General features: G+C 64.6%; 20 protein-coding genes. 9 read left to right on the forward strand and 11 right to left on the reverse strand.

Features of this window, described 5'->3' with window-relative positions; translation table 11 throughout:
• Nucleotides 1-230: 230 nt before the first annotated feature.
• Nucleotides 231-2,075, reverse strand: a complete 1,845-nt coding sequence (ilvD, locus tag LB529_RS15840; RefSeq protein WP_224711586.1) for a dihydroxy-acid dehydratase — start codon at nt 2,073-2,075, stop codon at nt 231-233.
• Nucleotides 2,076-2,346: 271 nt separating this feature from the next.
• Here ilvD and LB529_RS15845 point away from each other — a divergent pair, with 271 nt between their 5' ends.
• On the forward strand, nt 2,347-2,814 hold the full coding sequence (locus LB529_RS15845; RefSeq protein ID WP_224545143.1) for a VOC family protein: 468 nt from the start codon (nt 2,347-2,349) through the stop codon (nt 2,812-2,814).
• 167 nt (nt 2,815-2,981) lie between these two features.
• Here the strand turns inward: LB529_RS15845 and LB529_RS15850 are convergent, their stop codons facing one another.
• The 4 genes from LB529_RS15850 to LB529_RS15865 form a co-directional block, all read right to left on the reverse strand.
• Nucleotides 2,982-4,574, reverse strand: a complete 1,593-nt coding sequence (locus LB529_RS15850) for a peptide chain release factor 3 (RefSeq protein WP_224545142.1) — start codon at nt 4,572-4,574, stop codon at nt 2,982-2,984.
• Between the two features lie 123 nt (nt 4,575-4,697).
• A complete protein-coding gene (locus tag LB529_RS15855; RefSeq protein WP_224526952.1) occupies nt 4,698-4,949 on the reverse strand; it encodes a DUF1127 domain-containing protein in 252 nt (83 codons plus the stop codon).
• Between the two features lie 71 nt (nt 4,950-5,020).
• Nucleotides 5,021-5,536 (reverse strand): hypothetical protein, encoded by a 516-nt coding sequence (locus LB529_RS15860; RefSeq protein ID WP_140843938.1) that lies wholly within the window; start codon nt 5,534-5,536, stop codon nt 5,021-5,023.
• Nucleotides 5,537-5,551: 15 nt separating this feature from the next.
• Nucleotides 5,552-5,833 carry a DUF4242 domain-containing protein gene (locus tag LB529_RS15865; RefSeq protein ID WP_140843940.1) on the reverse strand — a complete coding sequence of 94 codons (282 nt, stop codon included), beginning with the start codon at nt 5,831-5,833 and terminating at the stop codon, nt 5,552-5,554.
• Nucleotides 5,834-6,036: 203 nt separating this feature from the next.
• On the opposite strand from LB529_RS15865, the gene LB529_RS15870 reads away from it, so the two are divergent.
• Together LB529_RS15870 and LB529_RS15875 are read left to right on the forward strand one after the other, a co-directional pair.
• Nucleotides 6,037-7,851, forward strand: coding sequence for a winged helix-turn-helix domain-containing protein (locus tag LB529_RS15870; protein WP_224526954.1), 1,815 nt, complete (start codon nt 6,037-6,039; stop codon nt 7,849-7,851).
• Nucleotides 7,852-7,913: 62 nt separating this feature from the next.
• Entirely contained in the window at nt 7,914-8,987 is a 1,074-nt protein-coding gene (locus LB529_RS15875; RefSeq protein ID WP_224711587.1) for an NAD(P)/FAD-dependent oxidoreductase, read from the forward strand.
• On the opposite strand, the gene LB529_RS15880 is transcribed toward LB529_RS15875, so the two are convergent.
• The 4 genes from LB529_RS15880 to LB529_RS15895 all read right to left on the reverse strand — a co-directional run bounded on the left by LB529_RS15880 (nt 8,929) and on the right by LB529_RS15895 (nt 12,501).
• Complete coding sequence (locus LB529_RS15880; protein ID WP_224711588.1) at nt 8,929-10,353, reverse strand: amidase; 1,425 nt, start codon at nt 10,351-10,353, stop codon at nt 8,929-8,931. The genes LB529_RS15875 and LB529_RS15880 overlap by 59 nt on opposite strands.
• Nucleotides 10,354-10,479: 126 nt before the next feature.
• On the reverse strand, nt 10,480-11,280 hold the full coding sequence (locus LB529_RS15885; RefSeq protein ID WP_224711589.1) for a class II glutamine amidotransferase: 801 nt from the start codon (nt 11,278-11,280) through the stop codon (nt 10,480-10,482).
• A gap of 149 nt (nt 11,281-11,429) precedes the next feature.
• Nucleotides 11,430-12,230: a class II glutamine amidotransferase gene (locus tag LB529_RS15890; RefSeq protein ID WP_095766089.1), complete on the reverse strand. Its 801-nt coding sequence runs from the start codon at nt 12,228-12,230 to the stop codon at nt 11,430-11,432.
• 16 nt (nt 12,231-12,246) lie between these two features.
• Nucleotides 12,247-12,501, reverse strand: coding sequence for a DUF6356 family protein (locus LB529_RS15895; protein WP_040994452.1), 255 nt, complete (start codon nt 12,499-12,501; stop codon nt 12,247-12,249).
• Between the two features lie 115 nt (nt 12,502-12,616).
• On the opposite strand from LB529_RS15895, the gene LB529_RS15900 reads away from it, so the two are divergent.
• The 5 genes from LB529_RS15900 to LB529_RS15920 all read left to right on the forward strand — a co-directional run bounded on the left by LB529_RS15900 (nt 12,617) and on the right by LB529_RS15920 (nt 16,365).
• Nucleotides 12,617-13,087: an Lrp/AsnC family transcriptional regulator gene (locus LB529_RS15900; protein WP_095766090.1), complete on the forward strand. Its 471-nt coding sequence runs from the start codon at nt 12,617-12,619 to the stop codon at nt 13,085-13,087.
• 329 nt (nt 13,088-13,416) lie between these two features.
• Nucleotides 13,417-13,902 carry a dUTP diphosphatase gene (gene dut / locus LB529_RS15905; protein ID WP_224711590.1) on the forward strand — a complete coding sequence of 162 codons (486 nt, stop codon included), beginning with the start codon at nt 13,417-13,419 and terminating at the stop codon, nt 13,900-13,902.
• Nucleotides 13,903-14,562 (forward strand): HAD family hydrolase, encoded by a 660-nt coding sequence (locus tag LB529_RS15910; protein WP_224711591.1) that lies wholly within the window; start codon nt 13,903-13,905, stop codon nt 14,560-14,562. It abuts the gene before it with no gap.
• Nucleotides 14,563-14,692: 130 nt separating this feature from the next.
• The gene (locus LB529_RS15915; RefSeq protein WP_224711592.1) at nt 14,693-15,481 is read left to right on the forward strand and encodes a hypothetical protein; all 789 of its coding nucleotides are present in this window, start codon (nt 14,693-14,695) and stop codon (nt 15,479-15,481) included.
• Between the two features lie 80 nt (nt 15,482-15,561).
• Complete coding sequence (locus LB529_RS15920) at nt 15,562-16,365, forward strand: isocitrate lyase/phosphoenolpyruvate mutase family protein (RefSeq protein ID WP_224711593.1); 804 nt, start codon at nt 15,562-15,564, stop codon at nt 16,363-16,365.
• On the opposite strand, the gene LB529_RS15925 is transcribed toward LB529_RS15920, so the two are convergent.
• Together LB529_RS15925 and LB529_RS15930 are read right to left on the reverse strand one after the other, a co-directional pair.
• The gene (locus LB529_RS15925) at nt 16,362-17,057 is read right to left on the reverse strand and encodes a sulfate transporter family protein (RefSeq protein WP_224711594.1); all 696 of its coding nucleotides are present in this window, start codon (nt 17,055-17,057) and stop codon (nt 16,362-16,364) included. The two genes, LB529_RS15920 and LB529_RS15925, sit on opposite strands and share 4 nt — an antisense overlap.
• Nucleotides 17,058-17,121: 64 nt before the next feature.
• A complete protein-coding gene (locus tag LB529_RS15930; protein WP_224711595.1) occupies nt 17,122-18,024 on the reverse strand; it encodes a DMT family transporter in 903 nt (300 codons plus the stop codon).
• A 298-nt stretch (nt 18,025-18,322) separates the two neighbouring features.
• Between LB529_RS15930 and LB529_RS15935 the strand changes: the two genes are divergently transcribed.
• Nucleotides 18,323-19,315, forward strand: a complete 993-nt coding sequence (locus tag LB529_RS15935; RefSeq protein WP_224711596.1) for an adenosine kinase — start codon at nt 18,323-18,325, stop codon at nt 19,313-19,315.
• Nucleotides 19,316-19,452: the final 137 nt, after the last annotated feature.

Consider the following 19,452-nt stretch of genomic DNA (forward strand, 5'->3'; position numbering starts at 1 on the left):
AATAGACTTCGCGGCCAAAACCCCTCTGCGAGCCTGTTCTCGCTAACTGCGCAACAGGCCCCTTGTGGGAGAAGGTGTCGCCGAAGGCGACGGATGAGGGGTGTTCCAGCTTGGCGCCGTTCATCCAGTCGGAATTTGCGAGCGTCTCGCTCCGCTGGAGCACCCCTCATCCGTCTCGGCGCTGCGCGCCGATCCACCTTCTCCCACAAGGGGAGAAGGGGAAGCGCTCCTTACTCCGGCACCTTCCTGACCGCGCCCTTATCGGCGCTGGTGGCGAAAGCCGCATAGGCACGCAATGCCGTCGGCACCTTGCGCTTGCGCTTCTCGGCCGGCTTCCAGGCGTCTGCGCCCTTGGCCGCCATCGCCTTGCGGCGCGCATCAAGCTCGGCCTCGCTGACGGCGAGATTGATCTTGCGGTTGGGAATGTCGATCTCGATCGTGTCGCCTTCCTGGACCAGGCCGATCGTGCCGCCTTCGGCGGCTTCCGGCGAGACGTGGCCAATGGAAAGGCCCGACGTGCCTCCGGAGAAGCGGCCGTCGGTGATCAGCGCGCAGGCTTTGCCGAGGCCCTTCGACTTCAGGTAGCTGGTCGGGTAGAGCATCTCCTGCATGCCGGGGCCGCCGCGCGGTCCCTCGTAGCGGATTACGACGATGTCGCCGGCCTTGATCTCGTTGCCGAGGATCGCCTTGACCGAGGCGTCCTGGCTTTCGAAAACGCGGGCCGGGCCGGTGAATTTCAGGATCGACTCGTCGACGCCAGCGGTCTTCACGATGCAGCCGTCGAGCGCCAGATTGCCCTTCAGCACGGCAAGGCCGCCATCCTTGGAGAAGGGCGTCTTGGCCGAGCGGATGACGCCCTTCTCACGGTCGAGATCGAGTTCGTCCCAGCGGCGGTCCTGGCTGAAGGCGACCTGGGTCGGCACGCCGCCGGGAGCGGCGAGGAAGAAGTCGCGGACGTTTTCGGCAGAGGTGCGCGAAATATCCCAGTGGTCGAGGGCCTCGCCGAGGGTCGCCGTATGCACCGTCGGCAGGTCGCGATTGATCAGGCCTGCCTGGTCGAGCTGGCCGAGAATGGCCATGATGCCGCCGGCGCGGTGGACGTCCTCCATGTGCACGTCGGACTTGGCCGGCGCCACCTTGCAGAGCACCGGCACCTTGCGCGACAGCCGGTCGATGTCCTCCATGGTGAAGTCGACCTCGCCTTCATGCGCGGCGGCAAGGATATGCAGCACCGTGTTGGTCGAACCGCCCATGGCGATGTCGAGCGCCATGGCGTTCTCGAAGGCGCCCTTGGAGGCGATGCTGCGCGGCAGTGCCGTTTCGTCGTCCTGCTCGTAATAGCGCTGGGCGAGATCGACGACGAGATGGCCGGCCTCCACGAACAGGCGCTTGCGGTCGGCATGGGTGGCCAAGGTCGACCCGTTGCCCGGAAGCGACAGACCCAGCGCCTCGGTCAGGCAGTTCATCGAATTGGCGGTGAACATTCCGGAGCAGGAGCCGCAGGTCGGGCAGGCCGAGCGCTCGATGACCTTGACGTCCTCATCGGAGATCTTGTCGTCGGCGGCCGCGACCATGGCGTCGACCAGATCGAGCGCCTGCGCCTTGCCGGCCAGCACCACCTTGCCGGCCTCCATCGGACCGCCGGAAACGAAGACGGTCGGGATATTGAGGCGCAGCGAGGCCATCAGCATGCCGGGGGTGATCTTGTCGCAGTTGGAGATGCAGACCATGGCGTCGGCGCAATGCGCGTTGACCATGTATTCGACGGAATCGGCGATCAGCTCGCGCGACGGCAGCGAATAGAGCATGCCGTCGTGACCCATCGCGATGCCGTCGTCGACCGCGATGGTATTGAACTCCTTGGCGACGCCGCCAGCCTTCTCGATCTCGCGCGCGACGAGCTGGCCGAGATCCTTCAGATGGACATGGCCCGGCACGAACTGGGTGAAGGAATTGACCACCGCGATGATCGGCTTGCCGAAATCCGAATCCTTCATGCCGGTGGCGCGCCAGAGGCCGCGAGCGCCGGCCATGTTGCGGCCATGGGTGGTGGTGCGGGAACGATAGGCGGGCATTCGATTGTCCTTGCTGGCTGGCCACACCGATGCGCGGCGGGCGGCGCTCGAATTTAGTCGGCAGCGGTTATAGCGGCCATGTCTCGGCATGACCACCATTTTGCGCTGCGACAGCATGCTTCGGCAAATTTGCGCTTTTCAGAAAATTTTTGTTGCCGCTGTCGGATGACGCTTCGCTGAAGCGTCCTTGAGGCAGACGGCATCGAAATGGCACGAAATCGCCACCGAACCGTTTGACAACGAAGCCAACATGAAGCCCGAGGAGCAAGGCATGCAGAAGATCACCACCTTCCTGTGGTTCGACGACCAGGCCGAGGAGGCCATGAACCACTACATCTCCATCTTCAAGAATTCGAAGGTGCTGAGCGTGACGCGCTGGCCCAAAGGCCATCCCCAGGAAGGCCAGGTGCTGGTCGCCTCGTTCGAGCTCGACGGCGTGCAATTCCAAGCCCTCAACGGCGGGCCGCAATACAAGTTCACCGAAGCGATCTCGCTGTCGATCGACTGCAAGACGCAGGAAGAGGTGGATCATTTCTGGACCAGGCTCACCGAAGGCGGCGAACCGGGACGCTGCAGCTGGCTGAAGGACAAGTTCGGGGTTTCCTGGCAGGTCGTGCCGGAGCAACTGCCGCGGCTGCTTCAGGATCCGGACCGCGAGAAAGCCGGCCGCGTGATGTCCGCGATGATGCAGATGGGCAAGATCGAAATCGACAAACTGGAAGCGGCGGCGAAGGGGTGAGCACTTTTTCCTTCTCTCCTTGTGGGAGAAGGTGGATCGGCGCGTCGCGCCGAGACGGATGAGGGGTGTTCCAGCGGAGTGAGGCGTCGGTGTTCCCTGGAACACCCCTCATCCGACCTCGCTTCGCGAGGCCACCTTCCCCCACAAGGGGGGGAAGGGAGAAACACTCACGCCGCTTTGCCGCGCACCTGGTAATCCTTGACCGCGGTGAAGCGGATCGCTTTCCAGCGCTCGGCTTCGTAGTTGAGCGAGAAGGCGTGCTGGGCGAGGAAGACCGGGTCGTTGTCGAGGTCGCGGGCGATGTCGCCGCGATGCGCCTCGATAAAACGCTGGACTTCCGCCTTGTCGTCGGCCGAGATCCAGCGGCAGATCGAGAAACGCGACATCTCGAAATCAACCGGCAGCGTGTATTCGATGTTCAGCCGTTCCTTCAGAACGTCGAGCTGCAGCGCGCCGACGACGCCGACGATGGCCGGCGAGCCGTCCTCGGGTGAGAACAGCTGCACGACGCCTTCCTCGGCCATCTGGTGCAGCGCTTCCTTCAGCTTCTTGGCCTTCATGGCGTCGCCGAGGCGCACGCGGCGCAGGATTTCGGGCGCGAAGTTCGGCACGCCGCGGAACAGGATCTCCTCGCCTTCGGTCAGCGTGTCGCCGATGCGCAGCGTGCCGTGGTTGGGGATGCCGACGACGTCGCCAGCGAAGGCCTCGTCGGCGGTGACGCGGGTGCGGGCGAAGAAGAACTGCGGCGCCGACAGGCTCATCGGCTTACCGGTGCGCACCAGCTTGGCCTTCATGCCGCGCTCAAGCTTGCCCGAGCAGACGCGGACGAAGGCGATGCGGTCGCGGTGGTTCGGATCCATGTTGGCCTGGATCTTGAAGACGAAGGAGGTCATCTTCTCCTCCGTCGCCTCGACCGTTCGCTCGTCGGCTTCCTGGGCGCGCGGCGGCGGGCCGTAGGCGCCGAGCGCCTCGATCAGGTCGCGCACGCCGTAATTGCGCAACGCCGAGCCGAAATAGACCGGCGTCAGGTGGCCTTCGCGAAAGGCTTCCACGTCGAGCGGGCGACAAGCCTCCCGCGCGAGTTCCAGTTCCTCGATGAAGGCTTCGCGCTCGTTTTCGGGCAAAAGGCCGGCGACGCGGTTGGAATCGGGCCCGTTGACCGGCGTGCGCTCCTTTTCCGCGTCGCCCTTGCGCACCGCGTTCAGCGCCAGGTGGTAGGTGCCGGAAAAGGTCCTGCCACGGCCGATCGGCCAGGTGACGGGCGCGGTGTCCAGCGCCAGCTTCTGCTCGATCTCGTCGAGGATTTCGAACGGATCGCGGCTCTCGCGGTCCATCTTGTTGACGAAGGTTATGATCGGAATGTCGCGCAGCCGACAGACCTCGAACAATTTCAGCGTGCGCGGCTCGATGCCCTTGGCGGCGTCGATGACCATGACCGCCGAATCCACCGCCGACAGCGTGCGATACGTGTCGTCGGCGAAATCCTCGTGGCCGGGCGTGTCGAGCAGGTTGAAGACGTTGTCGTCATATTCGAAGGTCATCACCGAGGTAACGACCGAGATGCCGCGCTCGCGCTCGATCTTCATCCAGTCGGACCGGGTCTGGATGCGGTCCTTCTTGGCCTTAACCTCGCCGGCGAGCTGGATGGCGCCGCCGAACAGCAGCAGCTTTTCGGTGAGCGTGGTCTTGCCGGCGTCAGGGTGCGCGATGATCGCGAAGGTGCGGCGGCGCGATACCGCCTGTTCGATGTCTTCTGCCAATTTCTGGAATCCTGTCTGTGGCGCGGGCTTCTAGCAGCGCTTGTCCGGCGTGTCGACGGTTTTGGAGAGACCGGTTCGACCGGCGCAGCAGAGAGACGTGCCGTCGGCAAAAGACCTTGGTCCTCAATTCCACATTCCGTCGCGATCGATCTTGCCGCCGTACCTGGTGACCGACGATATTTCCAAGCGTTTGATACCGATGTCGCGCAACAGGTAGTCCGGCAACTCGTCCAGCCAGGCGCGATCCCTGCGAATGCGGACCATCCGCGCGAGGACGCGCAGGCCGGAACGGCATATTTCGACGGCTGTCGCGAAGAAACGCCCGTTAACGGATGAGCGGGCGACGGGCTTCATTCCCATGCGAAGGGATGGCATGATCATCTTCCTTTTGTTTGAACGAAAGGATCGGGAGGGCCGTGCAGGCCCTCCCGAAGACGCTGCGCGTGTCAGGACCGGTCGTGCTCGCAGCTCACATAAGGGTTCCAGTCGGCGAACATGCCGGCCGGGTTGTGCCGCCAGTGCCAGACATGGAGCTCGTAATACGGGTCCACCGGATGGACTCCCACCGTCGTCTTGCGCTGCAGGGTGCGGCCGAGGAATTCGGGTACACCTTTGCCCTTCCAGTCCTTTTCGAAGACGATGTATTCCATGCCGACGAGCTGCATCGAGCCATCGGCCTCCGGCTCGTAGGTCAGCACATCTGGCTCGCCGAGCACGAGCCTGCCGTCGCCGGCCCGCTCGGGATGGATGAAGTGGACGCCCATCGTTCCGTGCTGGTCATGCGTCGTGCATTCGAACAGTTGCCGATAGCCGTCCGCCTTGGCGACCTCGATGTCGAAATACTTGGCCGCCATCTCCCGAGACCGGTTGAGCACCGGATCGGGCATGTCGTGGGCGACCGCGGTGCCGCAAAACAGCGCGGAGGCGCCGACGGCAAGGACAATTTCGGCAAAGCGCTTCACGATCGATCCTCCCCGTCAGGCTGCGGCGTAAGCCGTCGTCGGATCGAACAGGCGCTTGACCTGCGTGATCTTCGTTGCCGGGAAGCCGCTCATCTTGGCATGACGCTGGATGATCGCCTCGTCCTTGGCGAGATAGACGCAAAAGGTCTTGTCGTCCGCCACGAAGGATTCGACCCACTGGATGTCGGGGCCAAGCTCGGCCAGAACGGCATTTGAGGCCTTGGACGCATCGCGAAGCTGCTCGCGCTCGAAGGTGCCGACCTTGGGAATCTCGCGTTCGATGATGTATTTGTGCATATCATAATCTCCTTGATCTGGGTTCAAATGCCACCGGGCGCCCGACCAGGTCGGTGCCCGTGACATCCCGGGGGCCGCTGAGCTAAACTGCAGCTTGGCCCGCCAGGCAGACGGAGAATTACGAAAGAGGCGGCCAACAGTCCTTACGCCGCCCTTATCTTATTCTGATCCTTTGCCTATTGCCGTTACAGGGATTGCTGCCGATGGGAATTTATTGCTTCGGCGACTTCGAACTCAATGAGGAGTCCCGCGCCCTTCGCCTCGCCGGAAGCGAGATCGAGGTGCAGCCCCTGGTCTTCGATTTCTTCGCCGTCCTGCTGCGCCATAAGGAGCGCGCCTTGAGCAAGGACGAATTGCTTGAGAGGCTGTGGCCCGACGTGACGGTGACCGAGGCTTCGCTGCAGCGCGTCGCGAGCCTTGCCCGCGGCATCCTTCGCCAGGGCGGCATGGAGACGGCGCTGCGCAACCTGCCCCGCTTCGGCTACCGGATTTGCCTCGATCAGCCGGCCGCCTTGCAAACCAGGCCGGCGCCGGCTGATGGGGGCGGCAGGCCCTCGATCCCCGGCCTGCCAATTCTGTCGGCGCGGGCTGCCGTTGCAGCGAGGAAATGGCATGACGCCGCGGCCTCTTTCACGCAGGCGGATGCCGCCGACGAGCTGCTGACGGCCGATCTCGAGGAATGGGCGCTGGCGCTGGAATGCATGGGCCGGCCGGCCGAAGCCATTCCGCTTCTGGCGCGCGCGGTGACGGCTTACGGCGTGGCCGGCGAGCGACTGCGCGCGGCTTCCCCCGCAATCACCCTCGCCAGGATCCATCTCGAGAGAGGCGAGCTTGCCGTCGCCAAGGGCTGGCACAAGCGCGCCGCGCAGTTGATCGATACCGCTTCCGACAGCAGGGAGCACGGTCTCTGGTGCTGGATGGGGGCGCGCATCATGGGCGCGGAAGCCGAGCCGGAACAGGCGCTTGCGCTGGCTGAGCAAGCCTTCGCGGTCGGCAGGCACCTCGACGATCCGGTGGTGGAGTCGCTCGGCCTTATCTATCGCGGCTTCTTCAAGCTGTGTCTCGGTGAAACCAAAGCCGGGCAGGAGGATCAGGACCTTGCCGCCGCGCTCGGCCTGTCCAGCGATGTCGACCCGATCGTCGGCGGGATCCTCTACTGCAACATTCTGTGGGCTTGCCGGAATTTCGGCGACTGGTCGCGCGCCAACCAATGGACGCTCGGCTACGAAGATTGGTGCAGGGGACACGGGCTGGAAGACCTTTCGGGCTCGTGCCGGCTGCATCGCGCCGAAGTGCTCGGCGTTCATGGCACGCTGAAGGAGGCGGAAGCGCTTGTGCGCGCGGCACTCGACCAGCTCGCACTCGACGCGCCCTGGGCGACCGGCGACGCCTTGCGCGTGCTGGGCGACATTCACCTGGCGGCCGGAGAATTCACGGAAGCCGAAACGGCCTACCGCGCATCGCACGCAGCAGGCTGGGATCCGCAGCCCGGACTTGCGCTGCTGCAACTGGAGCAAGGGCAGGCGGAGGCCGCTTTCAGCGCTCTCGAACGTTCCCTGGTGGGCAATGGCTGGCCGACCTTGCAGCGGCGAGGCATGGTCCTCGCCACGCTCGCCAAGGTGGCGGCGCGGACCAATCGGCGCGAGCGGGCGAAGGAGGTGATCGCCGAATTGGAGACCCAGCCGCAGCGCTGGCCGATGGCCTCCATCCAGGCGCTGACCGCGGAAGCCAAAGCGGAGCTTTTCATGCAGGAAGAGCGCCCCGCCGAGGCTGCCCGGGAGCTGCAGATCGCATGCTCGCACTGGAACGAGATCGGCTCGCCGATCAATGTCGCTGACGCCCGGCTGTCGCTCGCGGCGCTGCTCATCAGGATGGGCGATCGTTCCGGCGCTGAGCTGGAGCTCGGCACCGCGCTCGCGATTGCGAAGAAAGTCGACTCTTCACGGCTCATGCGGCGCTGCGACGAGCTGAAGGGCCTGATTGCCGGGGCGCAGGCGGTAGCGGCGGGCAGCGTCTAGCTCTCACTTGAGGTCTGCTCGGCGCGGTGGCATGAGAGGGAAATCTCTCTCAAAGGTCCGGCATGAGCAGCGCAAAGCAAGTCATCGTCATCGGCGCCGGCATCATCGGCGCTTCGATCGCTTGGCATCTTATGAAAGCCGGCGCGCGGGTGACGGTGGTTTCCGAAAGCGGCGCCGGCGGTGTCGCCACGCCGAATTCCTTTGCCTGGATCAATGCAAGCTGGGGCAATCCGGAAACCTATTTCCGGCTGCGCATCCGCGCCATGGCCGAATGGAAACGGCTGGCGAACGACCTGCCCGGCCTGCCGGTCGCGTGGTGCGGCGGCCTGTGCTTCGACCTGCCCGCGGACAGGCTCGAGGCCTATGCGGCCGAGCATTCGTCCTGGGGCTATGGCATCGAACGGGTCGGGCGCGAACAGGCGGCGCGCATCGAGCCCAATTTGGCAGAGCTTCCCGAGTTTGCGCTTTATGTCGCGCAGGAAGGCGTGGCCGAGCCTGTGGCGACCACGAAGGCGCTGCTGGCCGACGCCGAACGGCGCGGCGCGCGGGTCGTCACGGGAACCGTCGACAGGCTGGCGCTGGTCAACGGCAAGGTCACGGGCGTCGTCGCTTCGGGCGAGATCATCGGCGCCGACGAGGTGGTGATCGCAGCGGGCGCCGGCGCTCCGGCGATCGCCACGACTGCAGGCATCAAGCTGCCGATCGAGACCCCGCCCGGCCTGATCGTGCATTCGCGACCGCACCCAAAGCTGCTCAACGGGCTGGTGCTGGCCGACAGACTGCATATGCGCCAAACCGCCGACGGCCGTATCATCGCCGGGTCAGATTTCGGCGGCGGCGATCCGGGCGAGAATCCGGAGGCCGCCGCGCAGGTGCTGTTCGCCGCGACGAAAGCGATGCTGCGCGACGCCAACGGGCTGGAATTCGACTTCCACACGATCGGCTACCGTCCGACGCCGGTCGACGGTTTCCCGATCGTCAGCCGCGCGGAAGGCGTCGGTGGCCTCTATGTCGCCGTCACCCATTCCGGCATCACGCTGGCGCCGGCGATAGGCCTGTTTGCGGCCGGCGAAATCCTCAACGACAAGCGCGATGCGTTGCTTGAACCCTACGCGCTGTCGCGTTTCGCTCAGTAGCCGGGAGGCCGGTGAAACCCTCCGGTGAGCGGCGCAATCGCGGCTGCGATGCCGAGCAGCCGCGCTTCCGACCATTTCCTGCCGACCATTGAAGGCCGATCGGCAAGCCGTCGCGGTCCTGCCCACAAGGGAACGCGAGCGCCGGATGACTGGAATAATTGAACACCGCGCCATAGGCCGGCAGCATCCAGTAGCTCTCTTCCTTGCCATCGATCTTGAGCGGACTGCCCGGCTTGCAGTGCGGGAAGGCCGTGGTCATGGCCACCGGGCAGAGCAAGGCATCGCAGCTGTCAAAGAACCGCTCCCAGGCAAGGATCGACCGGTCGCGGCGGGCAAGCGCGGCGAACCAGCGCGACACCGGCGTCGGCTGCTCCGGCGGTTCCGGCTGCGCGGCTTCCAACATCATGCCGATCAATGCACCGCCTTCGGACAAATCGTCGTGCAGGTCGAGCTTCGGCAATTTCGCGTTCTCCACAACCGCGCCCGCCGAGGCCAGCTTCGCGGCCAGGCTTTCGACGGCGACACGGATTTCGGTGGCAACCGGGAAGCCCGGGAAAGATTCGGCCACGGCGATGCGCAACGACTTGAGTTCGAGTTTCGGCATCGGCTCAACCGGCACGGGCGCCAGGTCGGTGTCCGCGCGGTCCGGTCCGGCAATGATCCGATAGATCAGCGCCAGATCCTCGGTGTTGCGAGCAAGCGGGCCAACACATGACATCAGCCGCACGCTGCGCGGCATGCCGCCGGGATCGGGAAAGGCGCCGGCCAGCGACACGCGATGTTCAGTCGGCTTCAGGCCATAGACGCCGCAGAAAGCAGCGGGCAAGCGTATGGAATCCTGCATGTCAGTGCCGACTTCGAACGGCGTCATGCCTGTCGCGACTGCCGCGGCCGCGCCACCGCTTGAGCCGCCCGCCGTGCGCGACGGATCCCACGGATTGCGAGTGCGCCCGAACAGCGGATTGTCGGACTGCCAGTCGCCCAGCATAGTGGCGACATTGGACTTGCCGACCAGTATGGCGCCGGCTGCTTTAAGCCTTTCAACCACAGGGCTGTCCTGATTGGCCGCGTAGTCGGCGAAGGGTGGAAAGCCGACGGTGGTCCTGATGCCCGCCGTCTCATGCGCATCCTTCAGCGTGAACGGCACCCCATGCAGCGGACCGAGCGTGTCGCCGCGCGCCGTTGCCGCATCGGCCAGCAGGGCACGTGCCCGCGCCTGTTCGCGATCGAAGATGACGACAGCGTTGACCGCCCCGTTGTGCCGGTCGATCTGGGCAAGCCGCGCATCGAGCGCCTCGATCGCCGAAATTTTTCGCTGGGCAATGGCTGCCGCGAGCTCGGCAGTCGAGGAAAACCCGATATCCATGTGCACACTCCGGCTGCTTGCCGCGCTTCGCCTTGAACATGGCGGATGAGGGCGCGGCTTCAAGCCGAATTCAGCATCCGAAGCTCGCGAGCGCTTGATCGAAATTGCGCCAAGTGCCGATTTCCCTCACCCTGCCAGAGCCAACTGGATGGCCGCCGGCGCGAAAGGCTTGATGCTGGTGCTGTCGCGGGTCATGGTGACGAAACTCGACTGTGGAATCTCGTGCCAGGTCCGGCCGTCGCGGTCGAACGGCTCGGAAACGATGCAGCGACCTACTCCCTTGGCGAAGGCGCCGGTATAAAGCGTCGGAGCATGCTCGTCGGTGGCGTAGCGAACGGCGTGCAGCGCCCGACCGTCGCTGAACGCAGCCGTCAGCTTCAGCGACGGTTCGATGCCGGCACCGCGCGCAGCCTCAAGGACGCGACTGGTGGCGCGCGACACCGCACCGTAGGGATCGTCCGAAAGCCCTTCGCCCATCATAAGCTGAAAGAACAGTTCGGAATCCGTGCTGCCTTCGATCTGGTCGAACAACGTATCGGAGAGGGAATTCTCGAGCGCGCGACGGATCTTCTCGAAGCCGCCGATCTGGCCGTTATGCATGAACGACCAGCGGCCCGAAACGAAGGGATGGCAGTTCGCGCGGCTGGTGGCGCCGCCTGTCGAGGCGCGCACATGGGCCAGGAACAGGCCGGATTTTATCTGGCGTCCAAGGCTCCTGAGATTGGTATCGGACCAGGCCGGCAGGACGTCGCGGTAAAGGCCGGGTTCCGGCCGGTCACCGTACCAGGCTACGCCGAAGCCGTCGGCATTGGTCGGCGATTTCGCCTCCTTCGCGCCATGGCTCTGAACGATCAGGGAATGGGAGGGTGCGGCGATGACGTCCTCGAGGAAGATCGCATCGCCGAGATAGGCTGCCCACCTGCACATTGTTTGATTCTCTGTCGATGCGTTTCCGGGCACGCGAATGCATTCGCGGCCCGCCGAGCGCCACGGATGACAGGAGGGAGCCTGGGCGTCCTTACGCCGCGCTTACGTTTTGCTGATCTCTGCCTGAATCCGGCAGCCTGGATCTTGCTTCAGCCGACCAGCGCCAGCGGGGCCGCCGCCGGCGCGAACGGACGGATGCCGGTGCCGCCCCTCGTCATGGTGACGAAGCTCGATGGCGGGATCGCCTGCCACTCGCCGCCGTTGCGGTCGAAGGGCTCGGAGACGATGCAATGGCCCTCGCGCTTCGCGAAGGCGCCGGTATAAAGCGTCGGCGCATGGCCGTCGGTGGCATAGCGGACGGCGTACAGCGCCTCGCCATCCGAAAAGGCCGCCGTCAGTTTCAAAGAGGGCTCGATGCCGGCCCGGCGGGAGGCTTCGATGACGCGACCGGTTGCCCGCGACACCGCGCCCTGCGGGTCGGTCGCCAGTCCCTGGTCGATCATCAAGAGGAAGAAGAGCTCGGAATCGGTGGTGCCCTCGCGCTGATCGAAGACCGCGTCGGAGAGCGTGTTCTCCAGCGCGCGACGGATCCTTTCGAAGCCGCCGATCTGGCCGTTATGCATGAACGACCAGCGGCCCGAGACGAAGGGATGGCAGTTCATGCGGCTGGTGGCGCCGCCGGTCGAAGCGCGCACATGGGCGAGGAACAGGCCCGACTTGATCTGCCGGCAGAGGCTCTTGAGGTTGGGATCGGACCATGCCGGCAGGATGTCGCGGTAGAGTCCAGGCTCGGGCCGGTCGCCATACCAGGCCAGACCAAAGCCGTCGCCATTGGTCGGCGACTTGGCTTCCTGGGCGCAGTGACTCTGGGCGATCAGCGAATGGCAGGGCGCGGTGATGATGTCTTCGAGGAAGACCGCTTCACCAAGATAGGCCGCCCACCGGCACATCGCATTCCACCATCTATCAAGCGCGGTCCAGGAGAGCCTTTGGCTCCTTCACCGCGTGCGAGCCTCTGTTGTGCGTGCGCTCATAGAGCTCGCGAACGATTCGGCTGGCCGTAGTCTCGAACAGAAATGGCAAGAAAGCGTGAACGAGCGCGGCGCCCGCCGCCATCGACAGGCGCGAGCAGAACCAGGCGGCGAAAGCCATATGGCCGAAATAGGTCTCGCCGACCTTCTCCGGGTGAGCCGTGAACAGTGCCGTAAACCGTGTCGTCATGGTGATCCCTCCTGCCGGGATGAGTCCCGATAATGAGTATCGTGCCATACGGCTTTGGTTCATTGGTCCCAAATGGTCCTTGCTTTTCGATGTTTTGTGGGACATTCATCCCAACATGGCGACGGAAATCGATGAGATTGATCGAAGATTGCTGGCTGAGCTGCAACGCGACGGCACTCTGTCGGTCGACCAGCTGTCGGAGCGGGTGGCGCTTTCGCGCAATGCCTGTTGGCGGCGTGTCAAGCGGCTGGAGGAAGATGGCGTCATCACCGGCCGCGTCGCGCTGGTTGATGCCGACAAGCTCGGGCTTGGGCTGTCCGTCTTCATTCTGGTCCGCACCTCCAACCATGACCCGGACTGGTTGCAGAAATTCCGCGCGGCGGTTACCGGCTTTGCCGAGATCACCGGCGTCTACCGCATGTCGGGCGACCTCGACTATGTGCTGAGGGCCCGCGTCGCCGACGTGAAGGCCTATGACCGCCTCTACCAGCGGCTGATCGCCAAAGTGGCGCTGTCGGACGTCTCGGCCTCCTTCGTCATGGAGGAGATCAAGGAGACGACCGTGGTGCCGGTGGAACTGCGCTAGATAGGCCGAGGCCTCCGCGACTTCGTCATCCACGGGCGGAGCGGGAGCGAAGCGGACGCGGAGACCCGAGGATCCATTCCGTTACCTCGATCAGAGACTGCGGCGGAGCAGAATTCTGCACCGTTGCGACGCTTTGAGGTCACGGAATGGATCCTCGGGTCTGCGCCGCGTCGCTTCGCTCCTTGCTCCGCCCGTGGATGACGAAGTGACGAGTGTTTTCGCCAATCGCCAAAGTAGCCGCGAGGCCATAGTCACGCCAGAAAGAAAGCCGTTGATAGTATGGCGGGCGAGTTGACCGAATCGCCGCACGCGCCGATAGGATCGATTTCATGCGCACGGCTGTCCATTCTTCCTCCGTCATCGGCCCCACCGTCGGTTTCGTCAGGCTTCCGCATGGCGAAGGCCTGCCTCTACCTGCCTATGAGAGCTCAGGCGCCGCCGGCATGGATTTGCGCGCCGCGGTGCCGGAGGACCGGCCGCTGCTCATCCTGCCAGGAAAACGCGCGCTGGTGCCGACCGGGCTCGTCCTGGAAATCCCGGAAGGCATGGAGGGCCAGGTGCGGCCACGCTCGGGCCTTGCCTTCAAGCATGGGCTCACCGTCCTCAATACGCCCGGCACCGTCGACAGCGACTATCGCGGCGAGGTGAAGGTGCTGCTGGTCAATCTCGGCGACGAGGATTTCTCGGTGACGCGCGGCATGCGCATTGCCCAGCTCGTTTTCGCGGCCGTGACCCAGGTTGCGGTCGAGGAAAGAGCATTGGCCGGCGGCACGGCGCGCGGCACGGACGGCTTCGGGTCGACCGGCACCGCTTGAATGGCAATCCCCAAGCTCGTTATCTTCGACTGCGACGGTGTCCTGGTCGACACTGAGAACCTTGCCAACAGGCGCCTCGCCGAATGGCTGACCGTCGCCGGGTTTACGACCACCTTCGAATATTGCCGCAAGAACTTCTCCGGTCGCAGCATGGCCTCGGTGCAGAAGGAGATCGAAGAGACGACCGAGGTGCGGCTCGGCGCCGACTTCGTCGAGCGCTGGAATGCCGGCCTGCCGGACCTTTTTTCGCACGGGGTCGAAGCAATCCCCTATGTGCGCGACTTCATCGATAAGGTGCGGGCCGCGGGCATCGCCTATTGCGTCGCCTCCTCGGCGCGGGTCGCGAAGATGCACATCACGCTCGGCCAGACCGGGCTGCTGCCGCTGTTCGAGCATGCGATGTTCTCGTCCACCATGGTCAGCCGAGGCAAGCCGTTCCCGGATCTCTTTCTGCATGCGGCAAGGACGATGGGCTTCGCGCCGGCCGACTGCATCGTCATCGAGGACAGCGTCGCCGGTACCCAAGCCGGCATTGCCGCCGGCATGCGGGTGTTCTCCTATTACGCCGATCCGCTCTCCGATCGCGATGGCCTGGCGGCGGCCGGCGGCATATTGTTCGACGACATGCGCGACCTTGCCGGGCTCGTGCCGATCCGCTGATCGCACCCGGCTGCGCATCGCAACGCGCCGTGCTAGCGTGAGCGCATCCGAGGGGGCGCGGCCGGTGATTTCCACCTTATGCCGTTTCATGTTTGCATGCCTGCTGCTGCCATGCGTGTGCGCGGCCGCGATGGCGCAGGCCGTCAGCTTTCCGGAACTGAACAGCGCCGTTCCCGGGCACCAGGACGTCACCTATTTCGACCTCGCCAAAATGATCGTGCCTGATCTCAAGCCCGGCGACGACGGCTTCTACACAGGCGGCGCGCCGATCGAGATGCGCGACATCCTCGGCGGCGACGACGGCGGATCGCCGCCCGAGGCCGTCAACCTGCCGAATGCGGCGGTGCTGGCCATCAAGGCCGGCGGCAAGGACCGGCTGACGATGCTTCTCGACCTCGGCCATGCGCAGGACAGCGCCGAAGGGTTTGCCGCGCTGGCGCTCTACGATCTCACCGGCAAGCCGAAGCTGCTCGACGCCGTCAATGTCGGAACCGACCGGAGCACCTATTTTCGCGATCCAGGAAAACTCCCGATCAGTGCGGGCGACGACGCGCTCATCACCATGAGCACACATTTCAATTCGAACCAGGGCTATGTCGGCACGATCCTGATCCTCGTCCGCGACGACGGCTTCGAGCCTATCGACCAGATCAACACGTTCGACGAGAATGTCTGCGCCTACAAGCGCACGCAGGACCTGACCTTCCGGACGCTCGGCGGCGACAAACCCTACGCCGCGATCAAGGTGACGGTGACCGATGCCACCAAGCCGAGCGGCGAAAGCTGCGAGGAGCCGGCGCCCAAGGCGGTCTCGCACGACATTTCCGTCACCTATCGCTGGAATAAAGCCAGATCGCGTTACGCAAGGAATTCCGACGCCTTCGAGAAATTGTCAGCAGAAAACGCCAAACGTTTCTGAGCCGGAAGCATTCGTTTGCCCGGTTCAAGCGGCCGCTATAAATTCCCCGCACGACCCAACTCATGATTGAGGACCCTGCCATGGACAAGGGCAAGATTTTTCGAGATCTGCACGCCTCCACCTTCGTCATGCCCAATCCCTGGGACATAGGCACGACAAAGCTTCTTTCTTCGTTCGGCTTCAAGGCGCTGGCGACGACCAGCGCCGGCTTCGCCTTCTCGCGCGGCCTGCCGGACGGCGCCGTGACCTTCGAAGCCATGATCCATCATTGCCGCGAGGTGACGGCCGCGACGGAGCTGCCGGTTTCGGCCGATCTGGAGCGCGGCAAGGGGGACAGCCCAGAACAGGCGGCCGAAACCATCTTCGCGGCCGAAGCCGCCGGTCTCGCCGGCTGCTCGATCGAGGACCACACCGGCGACCCTGGCAATCCGATCTACGATTTCTCGCTGGCGACGGAGCGCGTCGCTGCCGCTGTCGAGGCGGCCCGGGCGCTCAAGCATGATTTCGTCTTCACCGCGCGGGCCGAGAATTTCCTGTGGGGCAAGACAGACCTCGACGACACCATCAAGCGGCTTCAGGCTTTCGAGAAAGCCGGCGCGGACGTGCTCTATGCGCCGGGCATCGGCGACGTCGAAATGGTGCGCACGATCTGCTCGTCGGTGAGCCGGCCGGTCAATGTGATGGCCCGACCCGGCTTCACCATTGCCGACCTTGCCATGGCCGGAGCCAAGCGCATCTCGCTCGGACCGTGGCTGACCAATTTCGCCTATGGCATGCTGGAGACGGCGGCGCGCGAAATCCAGCAGGACGGCACCTTCGGCTTCGCCCGGGCGGCGATGCCGTTCGGCAAGCTGCAGGCGCTGTTCCGCGGCGGCACCGATTAAAGCAGTTCCCGCGCCGAAACCGCCTTGTGCAGATGCACCATCATGGCAGCCGCGAAAAGCGGCGTCAGAAGGTTGAGCAGCGGCACGGCAAGAAACATGGCGATGACCAGTCCGGCCAGGAACACCGTGCCGGCATGTTTGCGGCGCAACGCCTTGGCCTCTGGCTCGGGACGAAACCGCATGGCGGCGAATTCGAAGAATTCGCGGCCCAGCAGATAGCCGTTGACGATGAAGAAGGCGGCAATGTTGATGCCCGGCACCAGCGCCAGCAACAGCGCGACGATGTTGCCGAGGACGACCACGCCGAAGAATTTGACGGCTAGCGCAAGCGAATGCAGCGCCGGCACGGCGCGGCCGGGCGGATCGTTGGGGTAGTCGGTACGTTCGACCACTTCCGCGACGTCGTCGAGGAACAGGCCGGCGACGATTGCGGTCACCGGCGCGATGAGCAAGGCTAACCCCACAGCCAGAACGATGCCGGCAATGATGCCGCCCAGCCACCCGGCCCAGGACGGCAGGCCTGGAAGCAGCGTTTGCAGCCATGGCCAGGCCAGCCATTCGAGCAGGCTCTCCAAACCGACCCAGAGCGCCAGCAGAGCGAGCAGCGTTAGCCCCAGCGTCTTTAGAAAGACGGAGCGGAATTCGGGAGAGAACAACCGGCTGGCGGCGGCGCGGGCGGCGTCGAGGATCACAGCGTCTTCAACCCCTCATCGAAAAAGACGCTTCGCAGATAAGCAGGCTGGATGCCAGGCGCAACTATTGCGCAAGCCTGGCCCGCCTGGCCGGAATGGTCATCGCCGCGACGCCGGCGACGACGAAGGCCATGCCGAGCCAGGCCGCCGGTCCGAGGCTTTCGCCGAGGAAGACGGCGCCGATGCCGACGCCGATCGGCACGCGCAGATAGGCCTGCGAGGTGGTGCCGACCGAGCCCAGCGTGTGGATGAGGCGAAAATAGATGACGAAGGCCAGCGCCGTCGAGAAGACCGACAGGCCGAGCAGGGCCAGGATCGATGCGCCCGACGGCGCAAGCGTCCATGGCCGGTCGACAACCAGGCTCAGCGGCACAAGGATGGCGGCGCCGCAAAGCATCGAACCCGCGGCGGGTATCATCGGATCGAGGCCCTTGAAGCCGCGGCCGAAGATCGCCGCGCCGGCATAGGAGACCGTCGCGATGACGATCGCAAGCTGCGCCCACAATTGATGGCCAAGCCCGCCAAGCGCCTGCGTGCCGATGATGAGACAGATGCCGACGATGCCGGCGCCGACGCCGAGCAGCTTGCGCGCCGTTACGGGCTCATGGCGCGTGATCAATGCCGTCAGCAGGAAGGTGAAGATCGGCGACGTCGAATTGAGGATGGTGGCGAGGCCGGCATCGACCGAGCGCTCGGCGGCGGCGATCAGCGTGAACGGCACGACGCTGTTGAGACAGGCCTGGAAGGCGAACCGGCGCCATACTGCCGCGTCGGCCGGCATGGCAAGGCCGCGCCAGCGGATGATGGTGAAGAGAATGCCCCCGGCGATCAAGGTCCGGGCGGCGATGAAGGTCACAGGCGGGATCGTCTCGACGCCGATCTTGATGAATGTGTAGGAAGCGCCCCACAGCACCGCCAGGACGCCGAGCAGCGCCAGCTCGGTGGACATTTCGCTCTTCTCGGACATTTCTGCGCCTTCCATTGCGGGAACGATCCGCTTTGTTGTTACGCACTTCCGGACGGCAAACCGCCACCCACTTTTCCTGGAATTGCTTCTAGCCCATGGCGGCGCGAAAATGTTTCGATCGCCGCGAAACCATAGCGGCGAAGGCCGCGGTCGATATGGGCAGTTCGACACGAACGCTGCCGCAGCCGGCGCTTCGCAAACAATGGCGATTTTCGGGGTAGGCAAAGCAATGCCAAGTCGCTAGACCCGCGCCCGGCCGGCATGCCAGATAGCCGGGCAGCCCTTGGCGGAGATTTTGATGCCGGAATATGACGTGCTTTGCATCGGCAATGCCATTGTCGACATCATCGCGCAGTGCGACGAAGCTTTTCTCGAGACCAACGGCATCATCAAGGGCGCGATGAACCTCATCGACGCCAAGCGCGCCGAACTGCTCTATAGCCGCATGGGCCCGGCGATCGAGGCTTCCGGCGGCAGCGCCGGCAACACCGCGGCCGGCGTCGCCAGCCTCGGCGGACGGGCCGCCTTCTTCGGCAAGGTGTCGAACGACGCGCTGGGCGAGATCTACACCCATGACATCCACGCCCAGGGCGTGGCCTTCGATACCGCACCGCTCAAGGGCGAGCCGCCGACGGCGCGCTCGATGATCTTCGTCACGCCCGACGGCGAGCGTTCGATGAACACCTATCTCGGCGCCTGCGTCGAGCTTGGCCCCGAGGATGTCGAGGCCGACAAAGCCGCCGGCGCCAAGGTGACTTATTTCGAAGGCTATCTGTGGGATCCGCCGCGCGCCAAGGAGGCCATCCGGCAGACGGCGAAGCTGGCGCATGCGGCGGGCCGCGAAGTGTCGATGACGCTGTCGGATTCCTTCTGCGTCGACCGCTACCGCGACGAGTTTCTCGAGCTGATGCGTTCGGGCATCGTCGACATCGTCTTTGCCAACAGCCACGAGATCAAGTCGCTCTACCAGACCGCCTCCTTCGAGGAGGCGCTCGCCGCCATCCGCAAGGATTGCAGGATAGCCGCCGTCACCCGTTCTGAAAAAGGTTCGGTCATCGTGCGCGGCGACGAGACCGTCATCATCCAGGCGACGAAGATCAAGGAACTGGTCGACACGACCGGAGCCGGCGATCTCTACGCTGCCGGCTTCCTTTACGGTTACACGACCGGCCGCAGCCTCAAGGACTGCGGCGATCTCGGCTCGCTGTCGGCCGGGCTGGTGATCCAGCAGATCGGCCCGCGCCCGCGCCAGAATCTGCGTCGCGAGGCAGAGCAAGTGGGGCTTCTTTAGAGCTGCCCAATAAGTACCGTCGCGTCACCGCCAACAGGGTCAAAACCGGCTTGTCTGTCGCGCCCCTGTCATAGAGCGCTCCTACACGCAAACTGAGGCGTACTGTGACTGACATTGCGGCACGCTAAACCAGGGGT

It is taken from the genome of Mesorhizobium sp. CA5, from assembly GCF_020165105.1.
In the GTDB taxonomy this organism is placed as follows: Bacteria; Pseudomonadota; Alphaproteobacteria; order Rhizobiales; family Rhizobiaceae; genus Mesorhizobium.